19 protein-coding genes, 1 other RNA gene, 2 pseudogenes and 1 riboswitch are annotated in these 24,009 nt (G+C 67.9%); of the genes and pseudogenes, 11 read left to right on the top strand and 11 right to left on the bottom strand.

The genetic code is table 11. The features are described 5' to 3' along the window. The first annotated feature begins 8 nt into the window (after positions 1-8). A complete protein-coding gene (locus tag OU996_RS01240; protein ID WP_267583868.1) occupies positions 9-878 on the top strand; it encodes a 5-oxoprolinase subunit B family protein in 870 nt (289 codons plus the stop codon). Further along, positions 871-1,869, top strand: coding sequence for a biotin-dependent carboxyltransferase family protein (locus tag OU996_RS01235; protein ID WP_267583867.1), 999 nt, complete (start codon positions 871-873; stop codon positions 1,867-1,869). Before OU996_RS01240 ends, OU996_RS01235 begins: the two co-directional genes overlap by 8 nt. A 254-nt stretch (positions 1,870-2,123) precedes the next feature. Here OU996_RS01235 and argE read toward each other — a convergent pair whose 3' ends face one another. From argE to OU996_RS01215, 4 genes are all read right to left on the bottom strand, one after another. Then, positions 2,124-3,287, bottom strand: coding sequence for an acetylornithine deacetylase (argE, locus tag OU996_RS01230; RefSeq protein ID WP_267583866.1), 1,164 nt, complete (start codon positions 3,285-3,287; stop codon positions 2,124-2,126). Positions 3,288-3,346: 59 nt separating this feature from the next. Then, entirely contained in the window at positions 3,347-4,798 is a 1,452-nt protein-coding gene (locus OU996_RS01225) for a TrkH family potassium uptake protein (RefSeq protein ID WP_267583865.1), read from the bottom strand. A gap of 148 nt (positions 4,799-4,946) precedes the next feature. Continuing rightward, complete coding sequence (gene apaG / locus OU996_RS01220; RefSeq protein WP_267583864.1) at positions 4,947-5,339, bottom strand: Co2+/Mg2+ efflux protein ApaG; 393 nt, start codon at positions 5,337-5,339, stop codon at positions 4,947-4,949. 102 nt (positions 5,340-5,441) lie between these two features. After that, the gene (locus OU996_RS01215; protein WP_267583863.1) at positions 5,442-6,650 is read right to left on the bottom strand and encodes an O-succinylhomoserine sulfhydrylase; all 1,209 of its coding nucleotides are present in this window, start codon (positions 6,648-6,650) and stop codon (positions 5,442-5,444) included. 48 nt (positions 6,651-6,698) lie between these two features. Further along, positions 6,699-6,779, bottom strand: a riboswitch (SAM riboswitch). A gap of 103 nt (positions 6,780-6,882) precedes the next feature. Here OU996_RS01215 and OU996_RS01210 point away from each other — a divergent pair. Next, a complete protein-coding gene (locus tag OU996_RS01210) occupies positions 6,883-8,001 on the top strand; it encodes a 2'-deoxycytidine 5'-triphosphate deaminase (RefSeq protein ID WP_267583862.1) in 1,119 nt (372 codons plus the stop codon). Between the two features lie 437 nt (positions 8,002-8,438). Here the strand turns inward: OU996_RS01210 and OU996_RS01205 are convergent. The 3 genes and pseudogenes from OU996_RS01205 to OU996_RS01195 all read right to left on the bottom strand — a co-directional run. Beyond that, a pseudogene (locus tag OU996_RS01205) lies at positions 8,439-8,723 on the bottom strand (IS3 family transposase); the annotation flags it as partial. A 189-nt stretch (positions 8,724-8,912) separates the two neighbouring features. After that, the gene (locus tag OU996_RS01200; protein WP_267583861.1) at positions 8,913-10,295 is read right to left on the bottom strand and encodes an ATP-binding protein; all 1,383 of its coding nucleotides are present in this window, start codon (positions 10,293-10,295) and stop codon (positions 8,913-8,915) included. Beyond that, positions 10,292-10,954, bottom strand: a complete 663-nt coding sequence (locus OU996_RS01195; protein ID WP_267585546.1) for a response regulator transcription factor — start codon at positions 10,952-10,954, stop codon at positions 10,292-10,294. Before OU996_RS01195 ends, OU996_RS01200 begins: the two co-directional genes overlap by 4 nt. Before the next feature lie 256 nt (positions 10,955-11,210). Here OU996_RS01195 and dsbD point away from each other — a divergent pair, with 256 nt between their 5' ends. The 3 genes from dsbD to OU996_RS01180 are packed head-to-tail and all read left to right on the top strand — an operon-like array spanning position 11,211 to position 14,256. Next, a complete protein-coding gene (gene dsbD, locus OU996_RS01190) occupies positions 11,211-12,920 on the top strand; it encodes a protein-disulfide reductase DsbD (protein ID WP_420712667.1) in 1,710 nt (569 codons plus the stop codon). Positions 12,921-12,956: 36 nt separating this feature from the next. Next, a complete protein-coding gene (locus OU996_RS01185) occupies positions 12,957-13,574 on the top strand; it encodes a DsbA family protein (RefSeq protein ID WP_267583859.1) in 618 nt (205 codons plus the stop codon). Positions 13,575-13,578: 4 nt separating this feature from the next. Then, positions 13,579-14,256, top strand: a complete 678-nt coding sequence (locus OU996_RS01180) for a L,D-transpeptidase (protein ID WP_267583858.1) — start codon at positions 13,579-13,581, stop codon at positions 14,254-14,256. Between the two features lie 212 nt (positions 14,257-14,468). Here the strand turns inward: OU996_RS01180 and nudC are convergent, their stop codons facing one another. Then, positions 14,469-15,431 (bottom strand): NAD(+) diphosphatase, encoded by a 963-nt coding sequence (gene nudC / locus OU996_RS01175; RefSeq protein ID WP_267583857.1) that lies wholly within the window; start codon positions 15,429-15,431, stop codon positions 14,469-14,471. Then, positions 15,431-15,853 (bottom strand): HIT domain-containing protein, encoded by a 423-nt coding sequence (locus tag OU996_RS01170; protein ID WP_267583856.1) that lies wholly within the window; start codon positions 15,851-15,853, stop codon positions 15,431-15,433. Before OU996_RS01170 ends, nudC begins: the two co-directional genes overlap by 1 nt. 203 nt (positions 15,854-16,056) lie before the next feature. Here OU996_RS01170 and pip point away from each other — a divergent pair, with 203 nt between their 5' ends. The 5 genes and pseudogenes from pip (at position 16,057) to OU996_RS01145 (ending at position 19,793) form a co-directional block, all read left to right on the top strand. Further along, a complete protein-coding gene (gene pip, locus OU996_RS01165) occupies positions 16,057-17,010 on the top strand; it encodes a prolyl aminopeptidase (RefSeq protein ID WP_267583855.1) in 954 nt (317 codons plus the stop codon). A gap of 76 nt (positions 17,011-17,086) precedes the next feature. Continuing rightward, positions 17,087-17,185, top strand: an RNA gene (gene ffs, locus OU996_RS01160) — signal recognition particle sRNA small type. A 26-nt stretch (positions 17,186-17,211) separates the two neighbouring features. Continuing rightward, on the top strand, positions 17,212-17,427 hold the full coding sequence (locus tag OU996_RS01155; RefSeq protein WP_267583854.1) for a hypothetical protein: 216 nt from the start codon (positions 17,212-17,214) through the stop codon (positions 17,425-17,427). Between the two features lie 105 nt (positions 17,428-17,532). Continuing rightward, positions 17,533-19,460, top strand: a pseudogene (locus tag OU996_RS01150) (DNA polymerase III subunit gamma/tau). A gap of 12 nt (positions 19,461-19,472) precedes the next feature. Further along, positions 19,473-19,793 carry a YbaB/EbfC family nucleoid-associated protein gene (locus OU996_RS01145; RefSeq protein ID WP_267583853.1) on the top strand — a complete coding sequence of 107 codons (321 nt, stop codon included), beginning with the start codon at positions 19,473-19,475 and terminating at the stop codon, positions 19,791-19,793. 65 nt (positions 19,794-19,858) lie between these two features. Here OU996_RS01145 and OU996_RS01140 read toward each other — a convergent pair whose 3' ends face one another. Next, positions 19,859-20,485, bottom strand: a complete 627-nt coding sequence (locus OU996_RS01140) for a TetR/AcrR family transcriptional regulator (RefSeq protein ID WP_267583852.1) — start codon at positions 20,483-20,485, stop codon at positions 19,859-19,861. After that, positions 20,482-23,907, bottom strand: a complete 3,426-nt coding sequence (locus tag OU996_RS01135) for an acyl-[ACP]--phospholipid O-acyltransferase (protein WP_267583851.1) — start codon at positions 23,905-23,907, stop codon at positions 20,482-20,484. The genes OU996_RS01140 and OU996_RS01135 overlap by 4 nt, the downstream gene beginning before the upstream one ends. Positions 23,908-24,009 lie beyond the last annotated feature (102 nt).

The following is a 24,009-nucleotide window of genomic DNA, read 5'->3' as shown; positions in this document are numbered from 1 at the left end:
CGACCGCGATGCAGACGCGCTATTCATTCGGCGGCGACGAGCACATCTTCGTCGAGGTCGACGAAGAAATGTCCCTGGAGGCCTTCTTCAAGAGCCTGTCCATGACCAATGCGGTGCGCGAGGCGAACATCGCCGGCGTCACCGAGATCTGCCCGGCCAACGCATCGTTCCAGATCAAGTTCGACCCCGACATCATTGCACCGCACGACCTGATGGCCGAGCTGAAGAGCTTCGAGGCCGCGGCCGAGCGCGCGGAGAAGACCATCGCCACCCGGATCATCGAAATTCCGGTGCTTTATGACGATCCGTGGACCAACGAGACCCTGATGCGTTTCCGCGAACGCCATCAGGATCCGAATTCCACCGACCTGCAATATGCGGCACGGGTGAACAAGTACGAGAGCGTGGCGAGCTTCATCGCGGCCCACGCGGCCGCGCCATGGTTCGTATCCATGGTCGGCTTCGTCGCCGGCCTGCCTTTCACGTACCAGTTGGTGGAACGGGCCAAGCAGATCGAAGTGCCCAAATATCTGCGTCCGCGCACCGACACGCCGCGCCTCACCATCGGCCATGGCGGCTGCTTCGGCTGCATCTATTCGGTGCGCGGCGCCGGCGGCTACCAGATGTTCGGTGTCACCCCGATGCCGATCTACGACCCGAGCGGAAAGATCAGCTATCTCAAACATCTGATGATCTTTCGCCCGGGCGATATCATCAAGTTTCGCGCCATTGAACGCGCGGAGTACGACGCCACAGTCGCGGCCATCGACGAAGGGCGTTTCGAGCCAAGGATCGTCCCGGTGCCGTTCTCGCTGGACGCCTTCACCGCAGATTCCGACGGCACGAACGCCAAGCTGCTGGAGGCCCTCCATGGTTGAACGCTCCTTCGAGGTCGTCAAAGCCGGCCTTGCCACAACCGTGCAGGATCTCGGCCGTCCGGGTTACTATCACCTCGGTCTGCCGCTCTCCGGTGCGATGGACCGCTTCGCGCTGATCGCCGCGAACCGTCTGGTCGGCAATCCCGACGGCGCGGCGGGGCTGGAAGCGGTGTTCCTCGGCCCGGAACTGCGTTTCTCCGCCGACGCGCTCGTCGCCATCACCGGCGCCGAGCTGCCGCCCCGCCTCGATGGCGTCGAGCAGCCGCTCTGGACCGCCTTCGCGGTGAAGGCCGGGCAGGTGCTGTCCTTCGCCTTCCTCAAAGCCGGCGCGCGCGCCTATATCGCCATCAATGGCGGCATCGACGTGCCCGAGGTGCTCGGTTCGCGCTCGACCTATGCGCTCGGCGCCTTGGGCGGCTTTGAGGGCCGCGCACTCAAGGCGGGCGATGTTGTGCCGCTGGGAGCACCGACGGCGACAGGGCATGAGGGCGCGACGCTGCCGGCATCAGGCCGCCGTCCGGTTCACGCAAGCGGCGTGGAGATCCGGGTGGTGCCGGGCCTCTACTGGCACCGCATCACCGAAGAGGCGCAGGCCGGTTTCTTCGAGGATAGCTGGAAGGTGGCTCCCGAGGCGGATCGCATCGGCTACCGCTTCCGCGGCGGTCGAAAGCTCGACTTCGTCCCGCGCAAGCAGCCTTTCGGTGCCGGTTCCGACCCGTCCAACATTGTCGACAGCTGCTATCCCTATGGCTCGATACAGGTGCCGGGTGGCACCGAGCCGATCGTGCTGCACCGCGACGCGGTGTCGGGGGGCGGCTATTTCATGATCGGCACGGTGATCTCGGCCGACATGGACCTGATCGGGCAATTACAGCCGCACCAGCCCGTGCGTTTCGCCGCCGTGACGCTGAAGGACGCACTCAAGGCGCGTGCGGCAGAAACGATGCGGCTCAAGCAACTGGACCTGTTGCTGCCGTTACAGGGTCGGTGAACGCTGCGGCTGGCCGCTATCATGTCTAAGGTGCTACGGCTTGCCCAACGCCGGTGCGCTCGGCGTTGATCTAACTAGGAGCAGCCTTCCGATGAAGGGATCAGAGACATCCCCCACCTTGCTCAAGAGCAGGTGTCGGAGTCGGTTGAGACCTGCTCGGCGATGACGGATGCAGCCTCTGTCAGCGCAGCTTTGCCCCCGGGGGATCCCGGATCGGGCTTTGGCCGTCCGGAATCCCCGGCTTTAGAAAGACCCTACCCCACGCACTCGGCGATCAGCCCGCTGAGGAACCGCTCGCAGGCGCGCAACTGACTGACCTCGATGAACTCGTCGGGCTTGTGCGCCTGGTCGATGGAGCCTGGCCCGCAGATCACGGTGGGGATGCCCTGCGCCTGGAAATGCCCGCCCTCCGTGCCATAGGCGACGGTGTAGGTGCGGTTCTGCCCGGCGAGGCGCAGCGCCAGAAGCTCGGCCTCCGAGCCTGTCTGCGGCGCCAGCGGCGGCACCTTGTAGATGAAATCGGTGGTGATGCTGGCCTCGGGCGCCGAGGCCAGCAGCTTCGGCAGCACCGTGCCTTCCGCGAAGGCTTTGAAGCGGGCGAGCAGCGTCTCCTCGTCGAAATCGGGCAGGCCACGCACGTTCCAGCGGATCGCGCATTGGCGCGGCACGATGTTGCCGGCGGTGCCGCCCTCGATCACCGTGACCTGTAGCGTGGTGCTGGGCGGGTCGAAGCGCCCGCTCGGGTCGCCGGCCGCGATCAGTTCAGCGCGGTAGCGGTCGAGCTCGCCGATCAGCTCTGCGGCGGCGAAGATCGCGTTGGCGCCGAGCTGCGGCATGGAGGAATGCGCCTCGCGCCCGGTCACCGTCGTCTTATAGGCGATGCCCGACTTGTGTGCGTCCACCACCCGCATCGAGCTCGGCTCGCCGACGATGCAGGCGCGGGGCAGCGGCAGATCGACGCCGAGCCGGCGCACCGCCGGAACCACGCCGGTGCAGCCGATCTCCTCGTCATAGGACACCAGAAGATGGATCGGCGTCGCGAGCTTTGTGGCCGTCATCTGCGGCACCATGGCGAGGCAGGTGGCGATGAAGCCCTTCATGTCGCAGGAGCCGCGGCCATAGACCCGCCCATCGAGCGGCGTGAGCGTGAAGGGGTCGGTGGTCCAGGGCTGGCCGTCCACCGGCACCACGTCGGAATGGCCGGAAAGGCAGACGCCGCCCACGCCCTTCGGGCCGATGGTGGCGAACAGGCTGGCCTTCTGCCCGCTCTCCTCGGGAATGATGACGCTCTCCACGCCATAGGCGGCGAGGTAGTCGCGCACGAAATCGATCAGCGCGAGGTTGGAGTTGCGGCTCGTGGTGTCGAAGGCGACGAGGTAGGCGAGCAGTTCCTCGGTCGTCGTTCGTGCGGCAAGCATAAAGGCGGTCCCCGTAGCGGTCAGGTCGCTAGCATAAAGGGCTTTGCTGCACCGCCCAACTAGCGCCGCCAGAAACTCGGCAGGATCAGCACGAGAACGGTGAACAATTCCAGCCGCCCGAGCAGCATGGCGAAGGAGAGCAGCCAGATCACGCTGTCCGGCAGACCGGCGAAGTTCATCGCCGGACCGACAACAGGCCCGAGTCCGGGCCCCGCATTGGCCAGTGCGGTGATGCTGGCGGAGAGGGACGTGATGAGATCGAAGCCCAGCGCGTTGATGGCAATGCCGATGACGAGGAAGCTCGTCAGATACAGGAAGGCGAAGGATAGAACCGAGGCGACCACATCGTCGCCGATCGGCTTGCCGCCATAGCGCGCCGGGAACACCCCGCTTGGGTAGATGATGCGCTTGAGATGCTGCACCAGAGCCGAGCCGAGAATGGCGATGCGGAAGGTCTTCATGCCGCCGGCGGTCGAGCCGGTGCAGGCGCCGAGGAACAGCACGACAAAAAACAGCGCGTCGCTCGGCGGGCCCCAATGGGTGTAGTCCACCGCGACGAAGCCGGTGGTCGACATCAGCGACACCACGGTGAACAGCGCCTGGCGCAGCGCCGTCTCGCCCACCGCGATGCCGCCATTCACCTGCTGGACCGTCGAAATCAGCGTGAAAATCGCTACCAGAGCGAAGAACAGCCGCACTTCGGCATTGGCGAAGATGCGGCTGAAGTCGCCGGCCAGCACCCGCACATAGAGCACGAAGGGCAGCGAGCCGGAGATCATGAAGATGATCGCCGCATAGTCGATGGCCGGGCTCTTGAAGAAGCTGATGGAGGCGTCGTGGGTGGAGAACCCGCCGGTCGAGATCGTCGCCATGGCGTGCGCCACCGCGTCGAACACGCTCATGCCGAGAAAGGCATAGGTCAGCGCGCAGGCGAAGGTGAGCAGCAGGTAGCTGCCGAGAATGCCCTTGGCCATCTGCGCCGCGCGCGGCAGCACCTTCTCGGACTTGTCGGAGGATTCGGCGCGAAAGAGCTGCATGCCGCCGATGCGCAGCATGGGCAGCAGCGCCATCGCCATGACGATGATGCCGATGCCGCCATACCAGTGCAGGAAGGCGCGCCAGATCAGCACGCCGGGCGGGCGGTCATCGAGACCGGAGATCACCGTCGCGCCGGTGGTGGTGAGCCCGCTCATCGCCTCGAAATAGGCGTCGGTGAAACTCAGATCCGTCTCCGCCCACATGAACGGGACAGCGGCGAAGGCCGAGAGCACGACCCAGCTCGCCGCCGTCAGCACGAAGGCCTGGCGGATGCCGAGCCGCTCGACCTCGCCGGAGCGGCCGGCGAGCCAGAGGGAGAGGCCGACAAAGGCGGTGATGACGGCGGTGGCGGCGTAGACGAGAAAATCCCGCTGCCCGGCGATCAGATCCACCAGAGCGGGGATCATCATGGTCGTGCCCAGCACGGCGAGCAGGACGCCCAGAATGGCGGCGATCGGGCGCAGGTCGATCACGGGTGGGGCAGACCGTTGCTCAAGGCGGGAGGGCTCGGCGGCGAAAGCGGGACGGGGCGGCGGTTCGGCGACAGGTAAGCCGTCACTCTGCCCGCACCATAGCCGCTTCGCCGGCCTGCCGGAAGCAGCGCCGCGCCGGTGCCGACACTCAGTTGAGCGTGCGGGCGAGACCGGGCAGGTCGAGCGAGAAGGGCGGCACGGCGGCGTCGAAGGCCTCTCCGGCCTGCGTCACCATATCGTAGCTGCCTTCCATGATGCCGGTCGCTGTCGGCAGCGGCACGCCGCTCGTATACTCGAAATGCCCGCCGGGCGGCAGCACCGGCTGCTCGCCGACGACCCCCGCGCCGCGCACTTCCTGCACACGGCCGAGCGCATCGGTGATGATCCAGCGCCGGGCTCGCAGCTGAACGGTGTCGACGCCGAGATTAAGGATATCCACCGTGTAGGCCCAGAAATACTGGCCCCGCTCCGGATCGGAACGTTCCGGGGCGAAGCGCGGCGTCACCGTCACCTGAACGCCTCTCGTCGTCGCCCGATACATGCCGATCCTCCGCTGTTGTCGTGTCTTTATGAAAGGCGGAGCCCGGGCAAGACAAGCCGCGGCCGGTCACGAAATGGTCGGCCGCGGCCTTTTGCCAGGGGATCAGACGGCGGCGAGCGCGCGGGTGACGTCGTCTGTGAGGTCGTCCACATGTTCCAGGCCGACGGAGAGGCGCACCATCCCGTCGGAAATCCCCATCTCGGCCCGCGCCTCGGGGCTGAAGCGCTGGTGCGTCGTGGTCGCCGGATGAGTGACGAGGCTCTTGGCATCGCCCAGATTGTTGGAGATGCGCACCACCTTCAGCGCGTTGAGGAAGCGGAAGGCGCCGGCCTTGCCACCCTCGATCTCGAAGGTGACGAGCGTGCCGCCGCCCCGCATCTGGCGCTTGGCCAGCTCATGCTGGGGGTGATCGGCGCGGTAGGGGTAGATCACCTTGCCGACCTTGCCCTGCGCGGCCAGCCGGTCGGCCAGCGCGCCCGCCGTCGCTTGCGACCGCTCGACCCGCAGCGGCAGCGTCTCCAGCCCCTTCAGCATTACCCAGGCATTGAAGGGCGAGACGGACGGGCCGGTCTGGCGCAGGAAGGTCTGGAGATGGTCGGTTAGGAACTTCTCCGAGCACAGCACGACGCCGGCGAGGCACCGGCCCTGCCCGTCAATGTGCTTGGTCGCGGAATAGACCACCACATCCGCGCCGAGCGTCAGCGGGCTCTGCAGCATGGGGGTCGCGAACACGTTGTCGACGATGAGGCAGGCGCCCGCCGCCTTGGAGATCGCCGCGACGCCGGCAATGTCGACCAGTTCCAGCGTCGGGTTGGTCGGGCTCTCCAGGAAGAACACCTTCGTCTCCGGCCGCACTGCCGCCTGCCAGGCGGAGAGGTCCGTGCCGTCGACCAGCGTGGTGGCGACGCCGAAGCGCGGCAGCAATTCCTCGATCACATAGCGGCAGGAGCCGAACAGCGCGCGGGCCGCCACCACATGGTCGCCGCTCTTCAGCTGGCAGAGCAGCGAGGCGGTCACCGCCGCCATGCCGGACGCGGTGGCGCGCGCCACCTCGGCGCCTTCGAGCAGCGCGAGACGGGTCTCGAACATCGCCGCCGTCGGGTTGGAATAGCGCGTGTAGATGAAGCCGGGATCCTCGCCCTTGAAGCGGGCCTCCGCCTGCTCGGCGGTGTCGTAGACATAGCCCTGCGTCAGATAGAGCGCCTCGGCGGTCTCGCCGAAGGGCGAGCGCAGGATGCCGCCCTGCACGAGGCGGGTATCGGGACGAAGCTGGGCGATCTCGGCGGGGGAAAGCTTGTCGGTCTGGCTCATCGGGCGGCTCCGCTATCTCTCGACAGACCGGGAACGCCCACGCGCATGCGCTGCGCGGCCCCGACCTTTTTAGCAACCTTATTTAGCGTGGCGGCAAGCCGGCCGGCTCAAATGACCACGTTCCCGGCGGGATTACTCCCGCACCCGGCTTGGCGTCAAGGGGCGCGTCCGTTAAACCGAACGGGACTTGCGCGAGGCTGGGCCGCGCGTGGCGAGAAGCGGAGCGAACGGCGTGGGGATTTCCGGTCTGAGCGGCGAGGGCATCCTGCCCGGCCATGCCATCGAGGCTTTGGCCGAGCGCGGCGCCATCCGCCTTGCGCGCCCGTTCGACGGCGATCAGGTCCAGCCCGCCAGCCTCGATCTGCGCCTCGGCCCGACCGCCTGGCGCATCCGCGCGAGCTTCCTGCCCGGCCCGAGCGAGACCGTGGCGGACCGACTGGCGCGGCTCGCTTTGCACAAGCTCGACCTCACCGGGGGCGAGGTGCTGGAGACCGGCTGCGTCTATCTGGTCGAGCTCGAAGAGGCGCTGGCGCTGCCTTCCGACATCGCTGCCTCGGCCAATCCGAAAAGCTCCACCGGCCGGCTCGACGTGTTCACCCGCGTCATCGCCGACCGCTCGCGCGCCTTCGACGTGGTGCCGGCGGGCTATGAGGGCAAGCTCTATCTGGAGATCAGCCCGCGCACCTTCCCCATTCTGGTACGGCGCGGCTCGCGCCTGTCGCAGATCCGCTTCCGGCGGGGCGATGCGCGCCTCGACGAGGCCGCGCTTGCCGCCCTCAACACGGCCGACCGGCTGGTCGACAGCGCGACGCCGGACACGGTGGGCGGTGGCATCGCGGTGAGCGTGGATTTGTCCGGCGCCGGCTTTGGCGGGTTGCTCGGCTTCCGTGCCAAGCGGCACACAGCGGTGATCGACATGGACAAGCGCGCCGCCTGCGAGGTCGAGGATTTCTGGGAGCCGCTGGTGACGCGCGGCCGGCGCGAACTGGTGCTCGACCCCGACGCCTTCTACATCCTCGCCTCCAAGGAGGCCGTGCATGTGCCGCCGAGCCATGCCGCCGAAATGGTGCCGTTCGACCCGCTGGTCGGCGAGTTCCGCGTGCATTACGCCGGCTTCTTCGATCCCGGCTTCGGCCATGACGCCGCCGGGGGAACCGGCGCGCGCGCCGTGCTTGAGGTGCGCTCGCGCGAGGTGCCGTTCATCCTGGAGGACGGCCAGATCGTCGGGCGTCTGGTCTATGAGCGCATGATCGAGCGCCCCCGCACCCTCTATGGCGAAAGCCTCGGTTCGAACTACCAGGCGCAGGGGCTGAAGCTCTCCAAGCACTTCCTGCCTTGGACGCGCGACTGAGGCGTCATTCCGTCCCTCCCGTCCTTTCGTCATCCCGGCCCAAGTCGTGGATCCCCGGGCCAAGCCCGTGCCGGCACCGGTTCCGACAGTCGCGCGAGAGTGCGGGCGCGATGGGTGCGGTGACCGGCTTTGCGAGGTGTGTCTGCTTCCTGCGATACCCAGTCCGCAATAGCGACGACGTCGCCATGCAGCACGGCCTGCACTTCCCCACGCCTCGCACCGGGCGTGAGCACGGCACGGGTGACGAGTTGGCGGATGGCGTCGATCGCCTCGTAGCGGTCCTGCGGAAGGTCGAGGGCCTCGGATAGCCTCTCGACCTTGCGGCGATAGAGCTCGGCGATGTTGGGATGCAGGTACGGGACGTCTGGCCTGCTGCCGGTTTCGTGGAGATGAGGTTAAGCTAATTTAGCTCGCTCCTCGAACTCGACGGGGCTGAGCGACGCGGCGGCCCGCACGCTGCCATCCTTCGGCAGCCCACGACGGCGCGGCCGGGTCCGCAACCCATGCTCCCGCATGATCCGTTCGACCCGATGCAGTTCGCAGGAGAACCCTTCCGCCAGCACATCGTGCCAGCCGCGTCGCGCGCCATAGGTTCGGTCGCTGCTCTTGAAGCTCCGGTCGATCGCCGTCGCGAGCACGTCATCGCGCCGGGCATGCGCACTGGGGCTGCGGTTGAGCCAGGCATGAAAGCCCGACCGGGAGACGTCCAGAGCGTCGCATAGTCTTACAGCCTCAAGCTTGAACTCGCGGCTGAACCTCCGTCGTTACATTCCCGGTGAACACCTTATCTCGGTGTCCACGAAACCGGCAGCAGGCCACTTAGGCCTGAGCTTCCGCGAAAGCGGGGGCCCGATTCGTCACAACTGCACCAATATCTACGTCCTCGACGCCGCTGAGCGTGATGTACCTTGCTATCTGCGTGGCCGAAGTGGTCCCTCATCATTTCGGGATATTGGATTGGTTTCGCGCCCAAGTTCGATCACGGCACGCACGCCGGTACGGTCTGTGCGGTTGGCGATGGCCAGGGTCGCGCCGAGACGACGAGTGGCGGCATCCGCGATGGCAAGGCCGAGTCCCGAGCCGGAGCCGGCCGCCTTGCGGCCGCGATAGAAGCGCTGCCGCACGAGGCCGAGTTCCTCGACGGGAATGCCCGGGCCCTCATCCTCGATCACGAGCTGGTCCTCCCCTCTGAGGCGCCAGTGGATGGTGCCGTCGGTCATGTTCTGGACGGCGTTCTCCTGCAGGTTTCGCAGCACGAGTGATAGGGTGTCCCGGTCCACCTGCCGTTCGCTGCGAGCGAAGTCGGGATCGATCAAGGTGACCACGCCGGGCGGATGCGGCACCGCCTCCACGAGGTCGCGGATGAGGGCACCGAGCCCTGTCTCGGCGGGCGTGCCGGCCGCGCCTGCGTCCAGACGCGCGAGGGCGAGGAGTTGCCGGACAAGGCGACTGGTCCGGTCGACCGAGACTATGATCTGCCGCAACGCCTTCTCGCGTAGATCGCCGTCGCCGGCGGCAAGGGCGACCTGGGCCTGCGTCTTCAGTCCCGCAAGCGGCGTCCGCAGTTCATGCGCGGCGAAGGCGGTTATCTCGCGCTCGTGGGCGCGCGCAGCCTCCACCTTGGCGAACAGCCCGTTCAGCGCGCCGATCAGCGGCTGAATCTCGCTGGGCGCCTCTTTGGGGGCAACAGGGCGCATGTCGTCGCCCTCCCGCGAGGCTATGTCTTCCGCGGCCTTGCTGAGGGGGCGAAGGCCTTGCCCGAGACAGAGCCAGATCAGCAGCCCCAGCAGCGGGAAAGCCAGCAGGGCTGGCGCGGCGAGCCCGGCGACAAGGTCGTGCACCAACCGGTCGCGCAGCCCGATCCGGTCGCCGACGACGACCCTGACCCCTTTCGCGGGATCCTCGATCGTGTAGACGCGCCAGGTCTCGCCCTTGATTTGCCGGTTGGAAAAGCCGGCGCTCTCGCCGGTCAATGCCTCATTCGGCGCGCCGGAGGAACGGGCAATCAGGCGTCCGTCGAACGCCCAGATCTGGCAGGACAGCTGCCGCTCATAGCCGGCATCGGATGGGAGCAGCGCGGGCGCGGGCGGGGCCCGCTCGCTCGCCGTCGCATCATCGGCACCCGTCGCCATGGCCAGCGAGTGGACCATGCGGGCCGCTTCCTGCAGGCGGGCGTCGAGTACATGTTCCAGTTCGCTGCGACTGCCAATGCTGATCCAGGCGATCGCGCACAGCCAGATGACCCCCGTGGCTGCCAGAAGGATGAGAAAGAGCCGGCCTCGCAGCGACTTCATGCCATTCCTCGAAGCCGATAGCCGAGGCCTCTCACCGTCTCGATCACGTCGCGACCGAGCTTGATGCGCAGATTATGCACATAGACTTCCACAGTGTTGCTTTCGACCTCCTCCTGCCAGCCATAGAGGCGCTCCTCCAGTTCGCTTCTGGAGCGGATTACGCCGGGCCGCTCCATCAGCATGGACAGAACCGCGAATTCCCGCCGCGACACCGGAACGGGCGTATCGCTGAGGCTCACTGTGAGCCTGGCGGGATCGAGCGCAAGGGCGCCATGGGTCAGCAGCGGGCTCGCGCGCCCGGTGCCCCGCCGAGCCAGGGCGCGCAGTCGGGCGGCAAGTTCATCGAGATCGAAGGGCTTGCCGAGATAATCATCGGCGCCGCCGTCAAGCCCGCGCACCCGGTCAGCCGTCTCGTCGAGAGCGGTCAGAAGCAGGACCGGGGTCGGATCCTCCCGCCCGCGCAAGCTTGCCAGAACATCAAGCCCCGAGCCGTCCGGAAGCTGAAGGTCGAGCACGACGCCATCAAAACGCGAGACGCGGAGCGCTGCGGCCGCATCGGCACAGCTTTCGACGTGATCTACCGTGAGCCCGGCCATCATCAGCCCGGCGCGGATGCCATCGGCCAGAACGGCGTCGTCTTCCACCAAAAGTATGCGCATCACGCCCTGTTCATCTCGACTCCGCCCCGAACTTCCAGCCTGCACCGTCAGCTTAAGGCTGGCTTAAGGTGAGGATAAGAGCGCTGCGCCGCGACCAATAAGGAGCGGTGACGCGATGACATGGCAATTACTGGCGCGGGCAATCCGCGCGGCGGTTTTCGGCTTGGCGTGCCTGTCGCTACCCGCCGCCGCGTCCGGCGAGACGGCAAATGTCACCGCGCTTTTCGCCCCGCAGGCTACCGCAGAACCCTTCACAATGAAGGCCGCACGGTCGCCCTCCGGCGCGCTGCTGCTGCGCTGGAACGTGGCGCCGGGGAACTACCTCTATCGCGACAGCCTGGAGGCGACGCTGGACGGGGTGCCGATACGACTCGATCGTCCGGCGGGCGGAGCCAAGGACGATCCCACTTTCGGCAGTGCGCAGATTTTCCGGCACGATGTCGAAGCCAGCGCCGGCGCTCTCGCCCGTGCCGGCCAGCTTCGGGTCAGCTATCAGGGCTGTTCAGAGACGGGCATCTGCTTTCGGCCGCAGTCGCGCCTGATCGATCTTGCGAGCCTCGACATAACGGAGGCGCCGCCCGGTTTGATCACTGCCATGCGGGACGCATCGGTTGGGAGTGGCTCGGCTCCGGCGGCAATCGAGCCGGCATCGGCATCCGGCGCGAATGCCATGGGCGACGATGACGGCATCGCCGCGCTGTTCTCCGGCAGTCTCGCCTGGACGCTGCTGACCTTTCTCGGCTTTGGCCTGCTGCTGGCGCTGACTCCTTGCGTCTTCCCGATGATCCCCATTCTCGCCGGCATGCTCACCCGCTCGGGCGGCGCCCTGACACGGCGGCGCAGCCTGGCGCTCACCGGCGCCTATGTACTCGCCATGGCCGGCGCCTATGGGCTGGTCGGCGCGGTGGCCGGCTGGTCGGGCGCGAACCTGCAGGCAGCACTGCAGACTCCGTTGGCACTGGGCGTTATGGCGGCGCTCTTCGTGGCGCTGGCGCTTTCCATGTTCGGCCTGTTCGATCTCGCTTTGCCCACCGGGCTTTCCGCCCGATTGGCCGGGCGCGGCGGCACTGGCTCCGTCGCGGGCGCTGCAGCACTCGGCTTCGGCTCGGCGCTGATCGTCGGGCCCTGCGTGACCCCGCCGCTGGCCGGCGCCATGCTCTATGCTGCGACGACCGGCGATGCCCTGACCGGTGCGGGCGCGCTGTTCATGCTCGGCCTCGGCATGGGCCTGCCGCTCATGCTGGTCGGCCTGTTCGGCCCGAGCGTGCTGCCGCGCGGCGGCATCTGGCTGGAGCGGGCCAAGCAGGTATTCGGCACGGTTTTCCTCGCTGTCGCCATTCTGCTGGCCGGACGTCTGCTCCCGGCACCGGCGACGCTGGCGATGCTCGGTGCGCTTCTGGTAGGGGCAGCGGCGTTCTTCGGCGGTTTCGACCGGCTAACCACATCGAGCAACCCGGCCGCGCGGCTCGCCCGCGGCGGCAGTATAATAGCCGTGCTCTATGGCGCGACGCTGATCATCGGCGCCGCCGGCGGGGCACAGGATCCGCTTCGCCCGCTGGCCTTCGGAGACGTTGCGGAGGCCCGCCGCCCGGCGGCGGAGGCCTTCGTCACCGTCGACTCGTCGACCCGTTTCGACCGCGCGCTCCTCGCCGCGGCCGACGGTGCGACGCCCGAACGCCCCATTCTTGTCGACTTCAGCGCGGACTGGTGCACCGTCTGCAAGACCAATGCGAGGGTGATGGCGACGCCCGAGCTACGCGCGCGGCTCAGTGACCTGCCGAAGGTCACCGTCGATGTCACCAAAAGTAACGCTGAGACCCGCTCCCTGATGGCGCGGTTCCGCGTGGTCGGGCCCCCCGTCCTGTTCTTCGTCGATGCGCGGGGACTTGAGATCCCCGGCTCCCGCATCGTCGGCCCCGTCACCGTCGACGCCATGCTCCGGCGGCTCGACGCTGCCGGCGTCTGACTCTCTTTGCCCCCATCCCCGAAACCAGGAGCTCTCATGCAGCGCCGTCAATTCCTCACGCTCGCCAGCCTGCTCGCCATCGGCGCCTTCGGCGGATCTCGACTCCTCGCGCAGGGCGTCGATGTCGAGGCGATCCTGCATGATCCCGCCGCGCCGATGGCCGGCAACCCGAAGGGCGACGTCACCGTCGTCGCCTTCCTCGATTACAACTGCCCCTTCTGCAAGAAGGCCGCGCCGGACCTGGAGCGCGCGGTAAAGGAGGACGGACGGATCCGCCTCGTCTACAAGGACTGGCCGATCCTGACCGAAGCCTCGGTCTATGGCGCGCAGATGGCTCTCGCGGCCAAGTACCAGGGCGGCTACGACAAGGTCCATCACGCGCTGATGGCGATCCCCGGGCGCGGCGTCAGCAAGGAGCAGATGGCGGTAGCGGTTCGCGCGTCGGGCGTCGATATCGACCGGCTCAATGCCGATCTCAAGGCCCATGCTGGCGAGATATCCACCCTGCTCAAACGTAACCTCGCCCAGGCGGAATCGATTGGCCTGCAGGGCACGCCGACCTATCTCATCGGCCCGTTCCGCACCTCGACGCTGGACTATGCCGGCTTCAAGGAAGCCTTCGCCGAAGCGCGTCGTCGCCAGGCGGCGGAGTGATTTGATGCAGCGCAGAAATGACCGTCAGACGCTGTGCAGCGTATCTCGGCGCGGCGTGATCCTGCTTCTTCCCCTCGCGCTCGCCGCCTGCGCCACACGCCGGCCCGAGCCCGCTCCGCTCCCCGCGGCCTCGCCCTTCTCCCCCCGCTACGGAGCGCTGGACGATGGAGGCTTCCATGTGCCGGGCGTGCCGGCCGGCGAGATGAAGGACCGCAACCGGCGCACTTTGGTCGTCGATCCAACTGGCCAGCCTGCGGGAACGCTGGTGGTCGATCCGGAAAACCGCTTCCTCTATCTCGTGCAGGAGAACGGCAAGGCGCTGCGCTACGGTGTCGGCGTCGGCCGCGAGGGGTTGCAGTTCAGCGGCACTGCCGAGGTGGCCCACAAGCGCGCCTGGCCCCGATGGACGCCGACGCCCAGCATGATCACCCGCGAGCCGGAGAAATACGAGAAATGGGCGGGCGGCATGGCGGGCGGCGAGAGCAACCCGCTCGGTGCCCGTGCCCTTTACCTGTTCAAGGACGGTAAGGATACGCTCTACCGGATCCACGGCACCAACGAGCCGTGGTCGATCGGCGAGGCCGTCTCATCCGGCTGCATCCGCATGATGAACCAGGACGTGATCGATCTCAGTCAGCGCATCCCTGACGGAACGAAGGTCGTGGTCCTGCCCGCCAACTGAACCCGCATATCTTCATGAAATTTCTATATAACAAAGGCTTATGCAGAAAACATGGCGGAGGGAGCGGATTCGAACTTGGATCGCTGCGCGGCTTCTTGCCAGTAAACGCTGCTCATATCTCGCTTAGCAGAGTGTGTCGAAATCGTTTGAGACCTGCCCGAGGATGACGGTGTGAGGGGTGGGGATGACGCGCGAGCCGGTCAGCTTGCGCCTCACCCCACCGGCGGGTCGCGGCCTTCCACGAAGGCGCGGATGAGGTGGTGGGCGATCGCCATGGCGGGCGGGGCGGTGAGGCCGTCCGGATGCGTGCGGGTCAGCAGCAGCGCGGCCTCGTCGCGGTGGAACCAGCGCGCGGCTTCCAGCTCGTTCGGGTCGATGGTGATCTCGCGCGACAGGGCCTGCGCATGCATGCCGATCATCACCGACATCGGGAAAGGCCATGGCTGGGAGGCGAGATAGCGCACCGCGCGGGTGTGGATGCCCGCCTCCTCCAGCGTCTCGCGCTGCACCGCCTGCTCGAAGGTCTCGCCCGGCTCGACGAAGCCGGCGAGGCAGGACCACATGCCCGGTACGAAGCGGGCAGAGCGGCCGAGCAGGCACTCGTCGCCATCGACCACCAGCATGATGACCACCGGGTCGGTGCGCGGGAAATGCTGCGCGCCGCAATGCGGGCATTCGCGCCGCCAGCCGCCCTCGACCACGTCGAGCGTATGGCCGCAATTGGAACAGAAGGTCCGCCGCGCGTGCCAGGCCAGCATCGACTTGGCGCAGGCGAGCTCGCCGAGTTGCTCCGCCGACACCAGATCCTGCACGGCGATGCTGCGCAGGTCGGTCACCAGGAGATCGTCGCGCGTCGTGAGTTGGTCGAGCGCCGCCGGGTGCAGCGGAAGCACGAAATGCGGCACGTCATCGGCAAGACCCAGCAGGCACGCCTCGCTGAGCCTGCCGCCGAGCGAAATGGCGTGGCTGATGCCGAACAGCGCGTCATAGGCGCCTGCGCCTTCCCCCGCCTCGCGGCGGCGCTGCAGCACGATGCTCTCGCCGGAGATCAGGCACACACGGCTGCGCTCGTCGCGCAGCAGCGTCGGTGCCTCGCTGCGCCGCTCGCTGGCGCGGTTGAGCCGGTTGCCGACATAGCCGAGATGCGGCCAGAGGCCGAGCTTGTTCGTCGCCATCAGGCACACCCCAATTCGCGGCGCAGCCGGCCGGCCAGCACCATGGCCTGCGGCGCCGCATAGTCCTTCCGCTGCCCCACGCCCCATACCGGGCCGGGCCAGGCCGCGTCGGTGGTAAAGCGGGCGATCACATGGATGTGGAGCTGGCGCACCATATTGCCGAGCGCCGCGACATTCAGCTTGTCGCAGCCGGTCGCCGCCTTCAGCACCCGGCTTGCCGCGTCAATCTCGGTGGTGAGCCGGGCCCGCGCCGCGTCGTCGAGGTCGATCAGCTCGGCGAGGTCCGGCTGGCGCGGCACGAGGATCAGCCAGGGAAAGCGCGCATCGTTCATCAGCCGCACGGTGCAAAGGCTGAGATCGCCGACCGGGAACGTGTCGGCCTCCAGCCGTGGATCGAGCCGGAACCCGGATGCCTCGCTCATGCCATGCCCTCGCTCGTGCTCGCTCTGGCGAGACCCACCGGCGCACGCCCGAGCCGGCCGGGGAGCTATAGCCGCGCCAGCCGGGCGATGCCACGGCGAAAGGATGAGTTTGTTGGTATTATAGTAATTTATCGCATCGGCCGACCTGTCGCTACACTAACCCCGGCTGATTCCTCCACCCCGACACCATCCCGAAGGCCGACATGAGCGAACTGCGCACCCTCTACCCCGCCATCGAGCCCTTCGACAGCGGAATGCTCGATGTCGGCGACGGCCACGCGATCTATTACGAGCGGGTCGGCACCAAGGGCGGCAAGCCGGCCGTGTTCCTGCATGGCGGGCCGGGCGCGGGCATCTCGCCGGATTATCGCCGGCTGTTTGACCCCGCGCGCTACGAGGTCGTTCTGTTCGACCAGCGCGGCTGCGGGCGCTCGACGCCCTATGCCGACCTCACCAACAACACGACCTGGCATCTCGTGGCCGATATCGAGCGTCTCCGGGAGACGTTCGGTTTCGAGAAGTGGCAGGTGTTCGGCGGCTCCTGGGGCTCGACGCTGGCGCTCGCCTACGCCGAGACCCATCCCGAGCGGGTCTCGGAACTCATCCTGCGCGGCATCTACACCGTCACCCGCCCGGAACTCGACTGGTACTACCGCTTCGGCGTCTCCGAGATGTTCCCTGACAAATGGGAACGCTTCCTCGCGCCGCTGAAAACCGACGCCGAACGCGCCGACCCGATCCGCGCCTATCGCGCCTTGCTCACCAACGAGGACGAGGCGGTGAAGATCGAGGCCGCCAAGGCCTGGGCGATCTGGGAGGGCGAGACCATCACGCTCCTGCCCAACCCCGCCTTCACCGCGCCCTGGCATGACGGGCATTTCGCCCTGGCCTTCTCGCGCATCGAGAACCACTATTTCTTCCACGATGCCTGGCTGGAGGACCGCCAGCTCCTCAACAATGCGCACAAGCTCGCCGGCATTCCCGGCGTCATCGTGCATGGCCGCTACGACATGCCCTGTCCCGCCCGCTACGCCTGGGAGCTGCACAAGGCCTGGCCGCAGGCCGAATTCCACCTCATCGAGGGCGCTGGCCACGCCTATTGCGAGCCGGGGATCCTCGACCGGCTGATACGGGCGACGGACCACTTCGCCGGGTGAATCCCGGTTCGGCGGGTGGGGACGGTTCGGCGCGTGGGGTCTTGCATCGCCCGCGCATCTGCCCGATATAGGCGCCGGGAGGTTGGCGGTGGACGAGCCACTCGCCAACCGGGTCAGGTCCGGAAGGAAGCAGCCCCAACGAGCCCGGTCTCGGGTCTCTGTCCAGCCTCCCACCCTTCCCGCATGACGGACGAGGCGGCCATGGCGAGCGGCGAGCGTATCTCCGAGCGCCGCGGCAACCTCGGCGCGGCGCGCGGCGGCATCGCTGTTGTGCTGCTCACCGGCCTCGCCGCCGTGACCCGGCTGCCGCATGACACCTTCCTCGACGGCGCGATCGTGACCGCCATCGCCGCGCTGTCGCTCGGTGGCGCCTATGCGCTGTGGCGGCTGTCACGCCGCGCGTCCATCAGTGGCTGAGCGCCGGCCCTCTCCGGCCCGCGCCGATTTTTCCCCACCCGGCTCCCGGCGCGGTTGCCCTATCGGCTCCCCGCGATGATATGAAGGGGCCAGCAGCGAGGGACCATGAGCGCGGACAGCCCTGATCTTCCGGCGACCGACGATATCGACGCCTCCCCCGGCTTCGATCTCGGCGAGGCCCCGCAGAGCGTGCGTGGCGCGGTGACGCCCTATCGCGTGCTCGCCCGCAAATACCGGCCGCAGACCTTCGCCGACCTGATCGGCCAGGAGGCGATGGTCCGCACGCTGAAGAACGCCTTCAGCTCGGGCCGCATCGCGCAGGCCTATATCCTCACCGGCGTGCGCGGCGTCGGCAAGACCACCACCGCCCGCATCCTCGCCCGGGCGCTGAACTATGAGCCGGCGGACGGTCCCGCCGGGGGGGCGCTCCGACGCTCGACATGCCCGTGCTCGGCCGGCATTGCCGCGACATCATCGAAAGCCGGCATGTCGACGTGCAGGAGATGGACGCAGCGTCCAACACCGGCATTGGCGACATCCGCGAGATCATCGAGGCGGCCCGGTACAAGCCGGTGCTGGCGCGTTACAAGGTCTTCATCATCGACGAAGTGCACATGCTCTCCACCGCCGCCTTCAACGGCCTGTTGAAGACGCTGGAGGAGCCGCCCGAGCATGTGAAATTCATCTTCGCCACCACCGAAATCCGCAAGGTGCCGGTCACCGTGCTCTCGCGCACGCAGCGCTTCGACCTGCGCCGCGTCGATGCCGGGACGATGGCGCGGCACCTGCGCGGCATCTGCGACGCGGAAGGCGTCGGCATCGATGTGGAGGCGCTGAGCCTCGTCGCCCGCGCGGCGGAAGGCTCGGTGCGCGACGCGCTCTCGCTGCTCGATCAGGCGATCGCCCATGCCGGCGGTACGGTGCATGGCGAGCAGGTGCGCTCCCTGCTTGGCCTTGCCGATCGCGGGCGGGTCATCGACCTGTTCGAGGCGCTGATGAAGGGCGATATCGGCCAGGCGCTGACCGAGCTGCGCGAGCAATATGACAGCGGCGCCGACCCGGCGGTGGTGCTGACTGACCTCGCCGAGTTCACCCATCTCGTCACCAAGCTGAAAATCCTGCCGCAGACGGCGGACGATCCCTCGCTGATCGAGGCCGAGCGCATGCGGGGGGGCGAGTTCGCCAATGGCCTGTCCATGCGCGTGCTCTCGCGGGCGTGGCAGATGCTCAATCGCGGTCTCGCCGAGGTGCAGCAGGCGGCCAAGCCCATGCAGGCGGCGGAGATGGTGCTGGTGCGCCTCGCCTATGCCAGCGACCTGCCGACCCCCGACGAGGCGTTGCGCCGCCTGCGCGATAGCGCGGACGATGCGCCCGCCCGCCCGCCCGCCGGTGGCGGCGGATCGTCGGGCGGTGGATCGTCGGATGGTGGATCTTCCGGCGGCTCGGCGGCCACCGCCATGGCGGCCCCGCGCTTTGCCCCGAGCGCCGCGCCATCCTCGGCGCCTGTGGCGGCGAGCCACCTGTCGGTCGCCGCGCGCGGCACGCCGCAGCCCGTGGGACGAGCGGAGGCGAAGCCGAGCGTCGGGGTCAACACCCTCGCCGATCTTGTGGCGCTGGCGACGCAGAAGCGCGACCTCAAGGCCAAGTTCGCGCTGGAGAACCAGGTCCGCCCGGTCTCCTTCGAGGACGGCAAGCTGGAATTCTCCCTCGCGCCGGGCGCCTCCATGGCGCTGGTGCAGGAGCTTCAGACCAAGATTTCCGACTGGACCGGCAAGCGCTGGCTGGTCGCGCTCTCCCGCGAGGAGGGTGAGGCGACACTGGCCGAGCAGGCCAAATCCGCCCGCGAAACGCTGCTCACCGATGTGCGCGCCGACCCGCTGGTGGCGGCGGTGCTCGCCCGCTTCCCCGGCGCCTCGGTCGTGGATGTGCGCACGCAGGTCGCCGATGAGGGCCCGCCGCCGGGCTCGCTGGACGATTACGAAATGATGGCCGCGCGCGACGATGCCGGGCCGGACGATGACCTCGATTTCTAAAGGGAGCCTCGCATGAAAGACCTTCTCGGCATGATGTCCAAGGTGAAGGAGATGCAGGCCCGCATGGAACAGATGCAGGCCGAGCTCGAGAGCATCGAAGTGGACGGCGCCTCCGGCGGCGGCATGGTCACGGTGCGCCTCACCGCCAAGGGCGCGCTGAAGGCGATCCGCATCGACCCGAGCCTGCTCAACCCCGACGAGGCCGAGATTCTCGAAGACCTCATCGTCGCCGCCCACACGGAAGCCCGTGCCAAGGGCGAGCGGCTGATCCAAGAGAAGACGCAGGCGCTCACCGCCGGCCTGCCGATCCCGCCCGGCATGAAGCTGTTCTGAGCCGCGGGCGCCGGCCAGGCCGGCGCCTCGCGATCATGATGTGAAGCGTCGGACAACCCGGCGCTTCAGTCGGCCTTGGCCCGCTCCACCAGCGCCATCACCGCGCCCGCGATCTCGTTTGCGCGCGGTGCGAGCGGGCCGTCGAGGCGGCCATAGAGCGCGAAAACCGCCGGCTGCACCACGCAGCCCAGCGCCATGGCAGCGGTGAGGGTCGCGCCCTCGCCGGACAATCCCCCCCCGCGCATCAGCCGCGCCACCGCTTCCACCACATTGCCCTCCGGCGTGTCCGGCACGTAGCGCAGATGGTCGTGCTGGTGGATGAGCAGATAGGCGAACAGCGCCGGCTCGGCATCGAACAGCCGGCAGGCGAGCCCCACCACTGACGCGACCTTCTCCGCCAGCGTGCCGCCGCCCGCATCGACCGCGCTGATGTCGCGGGCGAGCGTGGCGTAGCGGGACAGGAACAGCTCGCGCGCCAGCTCCTCCTTGGAGGGGAAGTGGCGGTAGAGCGCGCCTTCCGACAGGCCGGCCGCCTGAGCGATGTCGCGCACCGAGGTGCCGTCCACCCCCTTGGCCGCGAACAGCGCGAGCGCCTCCGCCTCGATCCGCGCGCGCGTCTCCGTTCCATCCCGGCCGCGCCGGGGCGCGGTGGAGGCGGGGCGGGCGACGGGGCGCGCGGGGCGAAGGCTCATGCCGGGCCTCCAGCCCCACCCGCCGTGACGTTGCGGGCGGCGATCATCTCCAGCGCCATGACGCGCGCCTTGGTGAAGTCCACCTTGCCGGTGCCGAGCAGCGGCAGGCTGTCCATCGGCAGGATTTCGGCCGGGATCATCAGCTCGGTCACGCCGATCTCGCGCCCATGCGCCTGCAAGGCCGCGCGGGTGAGATCGGTGGCGGTGGTGAGCAAGAGGATACGCTCGCCGCGCTTGGCGTCGGGAATAGCCACCGCGACATGCTCCGCATCCGGGCGCAGCGCGGCCACCATGGCGTCGATGGCGGCGAGCGAGATCATCTCGCCGGCGATCTTGGCGAAGCGCTTCACGCGGCCGCGAATGGCGACGAAGCCCTCCTCGTCCAGCGCGACGATGTCGCCGGTGTCGTACCAGCCCTGCTCCGGCGGTTCGAGCACGCCCGGCGCCTCGGCGCGGATATAGCCGAGCATGATGTTCGGCCCGCGCACGCGCAGCCGCCCGCCCTCCTCGATGCCCGTCATCGGCTCCAGCACATGCTCAATGCCCGGCAGCATCCGGCCGACCGTGCCGGCGCGGTTGAACATCGGCGTGTTCACCGCCAGCACCGGCGCGCATTCGGTGACGCCATAGCCCTCCAGAATGCGGTGGCCGAACTTCTCCATCCACACCCGCCGCGTTTCCGTCTTCACCGGCTCGGCGCCGGCCACCACGAAGCGCAGCGAGCGGAAATCATAGGGATTGGCCGTGCGGGCATAGCCCATGAGGAAGGTGTCGGTGCCGACAATGGCCGTGGCGTTGGTGGCGTAGACCAGTTCCGGGATGATCCGGTAGTGCAGCGGCGAGGGATAGAGATAGGTCTTCAGGCCCGACACCATCGGCAGGATCAGCCCGCCGGTGAGGCCGAAGGAGTGGAACACCGGCAGCACGTTGAACATGATGTCGGCCGGCGAGAAGTCGATCCGCGCCGCCACCTGCGCCACATTGGTCAGGATGTTGCGGTGGGAGAGCACGACGCCCTTGGGGCTGCCCTCCGAGCCCGAGGTGAACAGGATGAAGGCCGGCTCGTCGGGATGGGCGGGCTTGGGGTCGGGCAGCGGCAGCAGCGCCTTAAACTTGTCGGCACCGGTGACCTGGGCGCGCAGATCCTCGGTGAGCAGCACGCGCACATGCTTCGACAGCTCGGCCACCTCCGCCTCCAGCCGCGCCTTGTCGATGAAGGCCTGGGAGGCGACGACGATCTTCACCTGAGCCGCCTTGCAGGCCGCGACGAGGTTCACGGCGCCGGCGGTGTAGTTCAGCATCACCGGCACGCGGCCATGGCGGGACAGGCCCATCAGCACGACGGCGATGCCCGCCGCGTTGGGCAAGAGCACGCCCACCTTCTCGCCGCGTTCCGTGACCGCCGCCAGCTTGTCGCCGAGGATGCGCGCGCCGAGCACCAGCTTGCGGTAGGTGAGCGCGGTGCCGAGCGGATCTTCCACCACGAGGCGGCCCATGCCGAGCCGCTCGCCTGCCTCCTTCACCGCCTGATAGATGGTCTGGTCGGTGTGCGAGGTCTCGAAGATGAGGTCCGACATGATGTCGTAGAGCGCCGCGCCCGCCGCGCGCCGACGCTTGCGGCCGAACAGTTCCGGGTCGAGTTCGATACGCTGCGGCGGCAGGATGGTGACGCGCACCTTGGGGAACAGGCGCTTGCGCGTCTGGTCCGGGGTGAGGCGGGAGAAATAGGTCTGCTCCAGCCCCTCGATGCGCACCGGCACCACGGGGGCCTTCGCCTTGTCGGCCACCAGCGCCGAGCCGTCATAGATCTTCATGATCGAGCCGGTGACGGTGATGCGCCCCTCCGGGAAGATCACCAGCCGCTCGCCCTGCTGGACGAGGCGGATGAGGTCGCGCGTCGCCAGCGGACGGGTGGGGTCGAGCGGGAAGGCGCGGACCAGCTTGAGGAAGGGCTTGATCCACCAGCGCTCGGCGATGCCGGCATCGACCGCGAAGATCGGGTCGTGGTCGAGCAGCGCCATAATGAGCGGCGCGTCGAGGAAGCTCACATGGTTGATGGCGATGACCGAGCCGGGCCCGGCGGCTTTCAGATGCTCGGCGCCCTTCACCTCCACGCGGAAGGCGACACGGAAGACGAGGCGGATCAGGTCGCGCAGCACATGGCCGCGGAAGGCCCGCGCCGTGAGGAGGGCGGCGATGAGCGTCGTCACGCCGATCAGCGCCAGCAGCGCCGACGGGCCGACGCCGGCGGCCTGGAGACCGGCGACCACCACCGCGCCCACCGTCATGAAGGCGGCGTTCAGCACATTATTGCCGGCGATGACGCGGGCGCGGCGATCCTCGCCCGCTTCCGCCTGCACGAAGGCGAAGGTCGGCACGACGAAGGCACCGCCCGCCGCGGCGAGGCCGACAAGGCCGAGCGCCGCCAGCAGGCCGACATCCGAGGTGAGGAAATCATACCAGCCGATCGGCGCGGCGGCCGGCGTCAGCGCGGCGAAATGCGCGCCGAGGAACAGCGCGAAGCCCGCCATGACGAAGCCGGCGAACGGCACCAGCGCCAGCAGGATGCGCCCTTCCGACAGCTTGGCGGCCAGCGTCGAGCCGATGGCGACGCCGACGGTGAACAGCAGCAGGAACAGCGTGACGACGCCTTCCGTGCCGCCGACATCTTCCTTCACCAGCGTCGGCAGCAGCGCCAGCACCACCGCGCCGACCAGCCAGAACCACGAGACGATCAGCGTGCCGCGCCAGATGGCGGGGGTGGCGCGCAGCTCGGAAATCAGCGCCACCGTGCTGCGCCAGATATTGTGGTCGATCTTGAGATCGGGCGCGCCTTCCACCGTGTGCGGGATGGCCCGCGCGCTCAGCCAGCAGATCACCGCGAAGACGAAGGTGAAGCCGGCCACCGCCCAGTCATGGGTGTGGGTGACGGCGATGGCGCCGCCCACCGTGCCGGCGAGAATGGCGGCGAAGGTCGCCATCTCCACCAGCGCATTGCCGGAGACCAGCTCATCGCGGGCGAGATGGTCGGGCAGGATGCCGTATTTCACCGGCCCGAACAGCGCGCTCAGCGTGCCCATCAGGAACAGGCCGAGGAACAGCAGCGGCAGCGAGCCGAGCACGAAGCCGGAGGAGGCGACGAGCACGATCCAGATCTCGGCGAATTTCAGCCGGCGGGCGATCAGTGCCTTGTCGTAGCGGTCGGCCAGTTGCCCGCCGAGGCTGGAGAACAGGAAGAAGGGCAGGATGAACACGCCGCCCGCCAGCGTCACCAGCGCCCCGCCGGTCTCTGCCGTGGAGGCGAGGCCGTAGAGGATGAGGAGCGCCATGGCGTTCTTCACGAAATTGTCGTTGAAGGCGGAGAAGAACTGGCACCAGAAAAGCGGCGCGAAGCGCCGTGACGTCATCAGCCGGGTGAACAAGGCGGAGCCTCCCGCATTTTGTTAGTGAACGATCACTTACATAAAACGGAACATACCGTCAAGACTGACTTCCGCTGCCGCCAGTCGCCGTCTTGCCGCCCG

The organism is Ancylobacter sp. SL191, from assembly GCF_026625645.1.
Taxonomy (GTDB): domain Bacteria; phylum Pseudomonadota; class Alphaproteobacteria; order Rhizobiales; family Xanthobacteraceae; genus Ancylobacter.
Note: the sequence above shows the minus strand (reverse complement) of the source record. Positions and strands in the feature narration are given on the sequence as shown.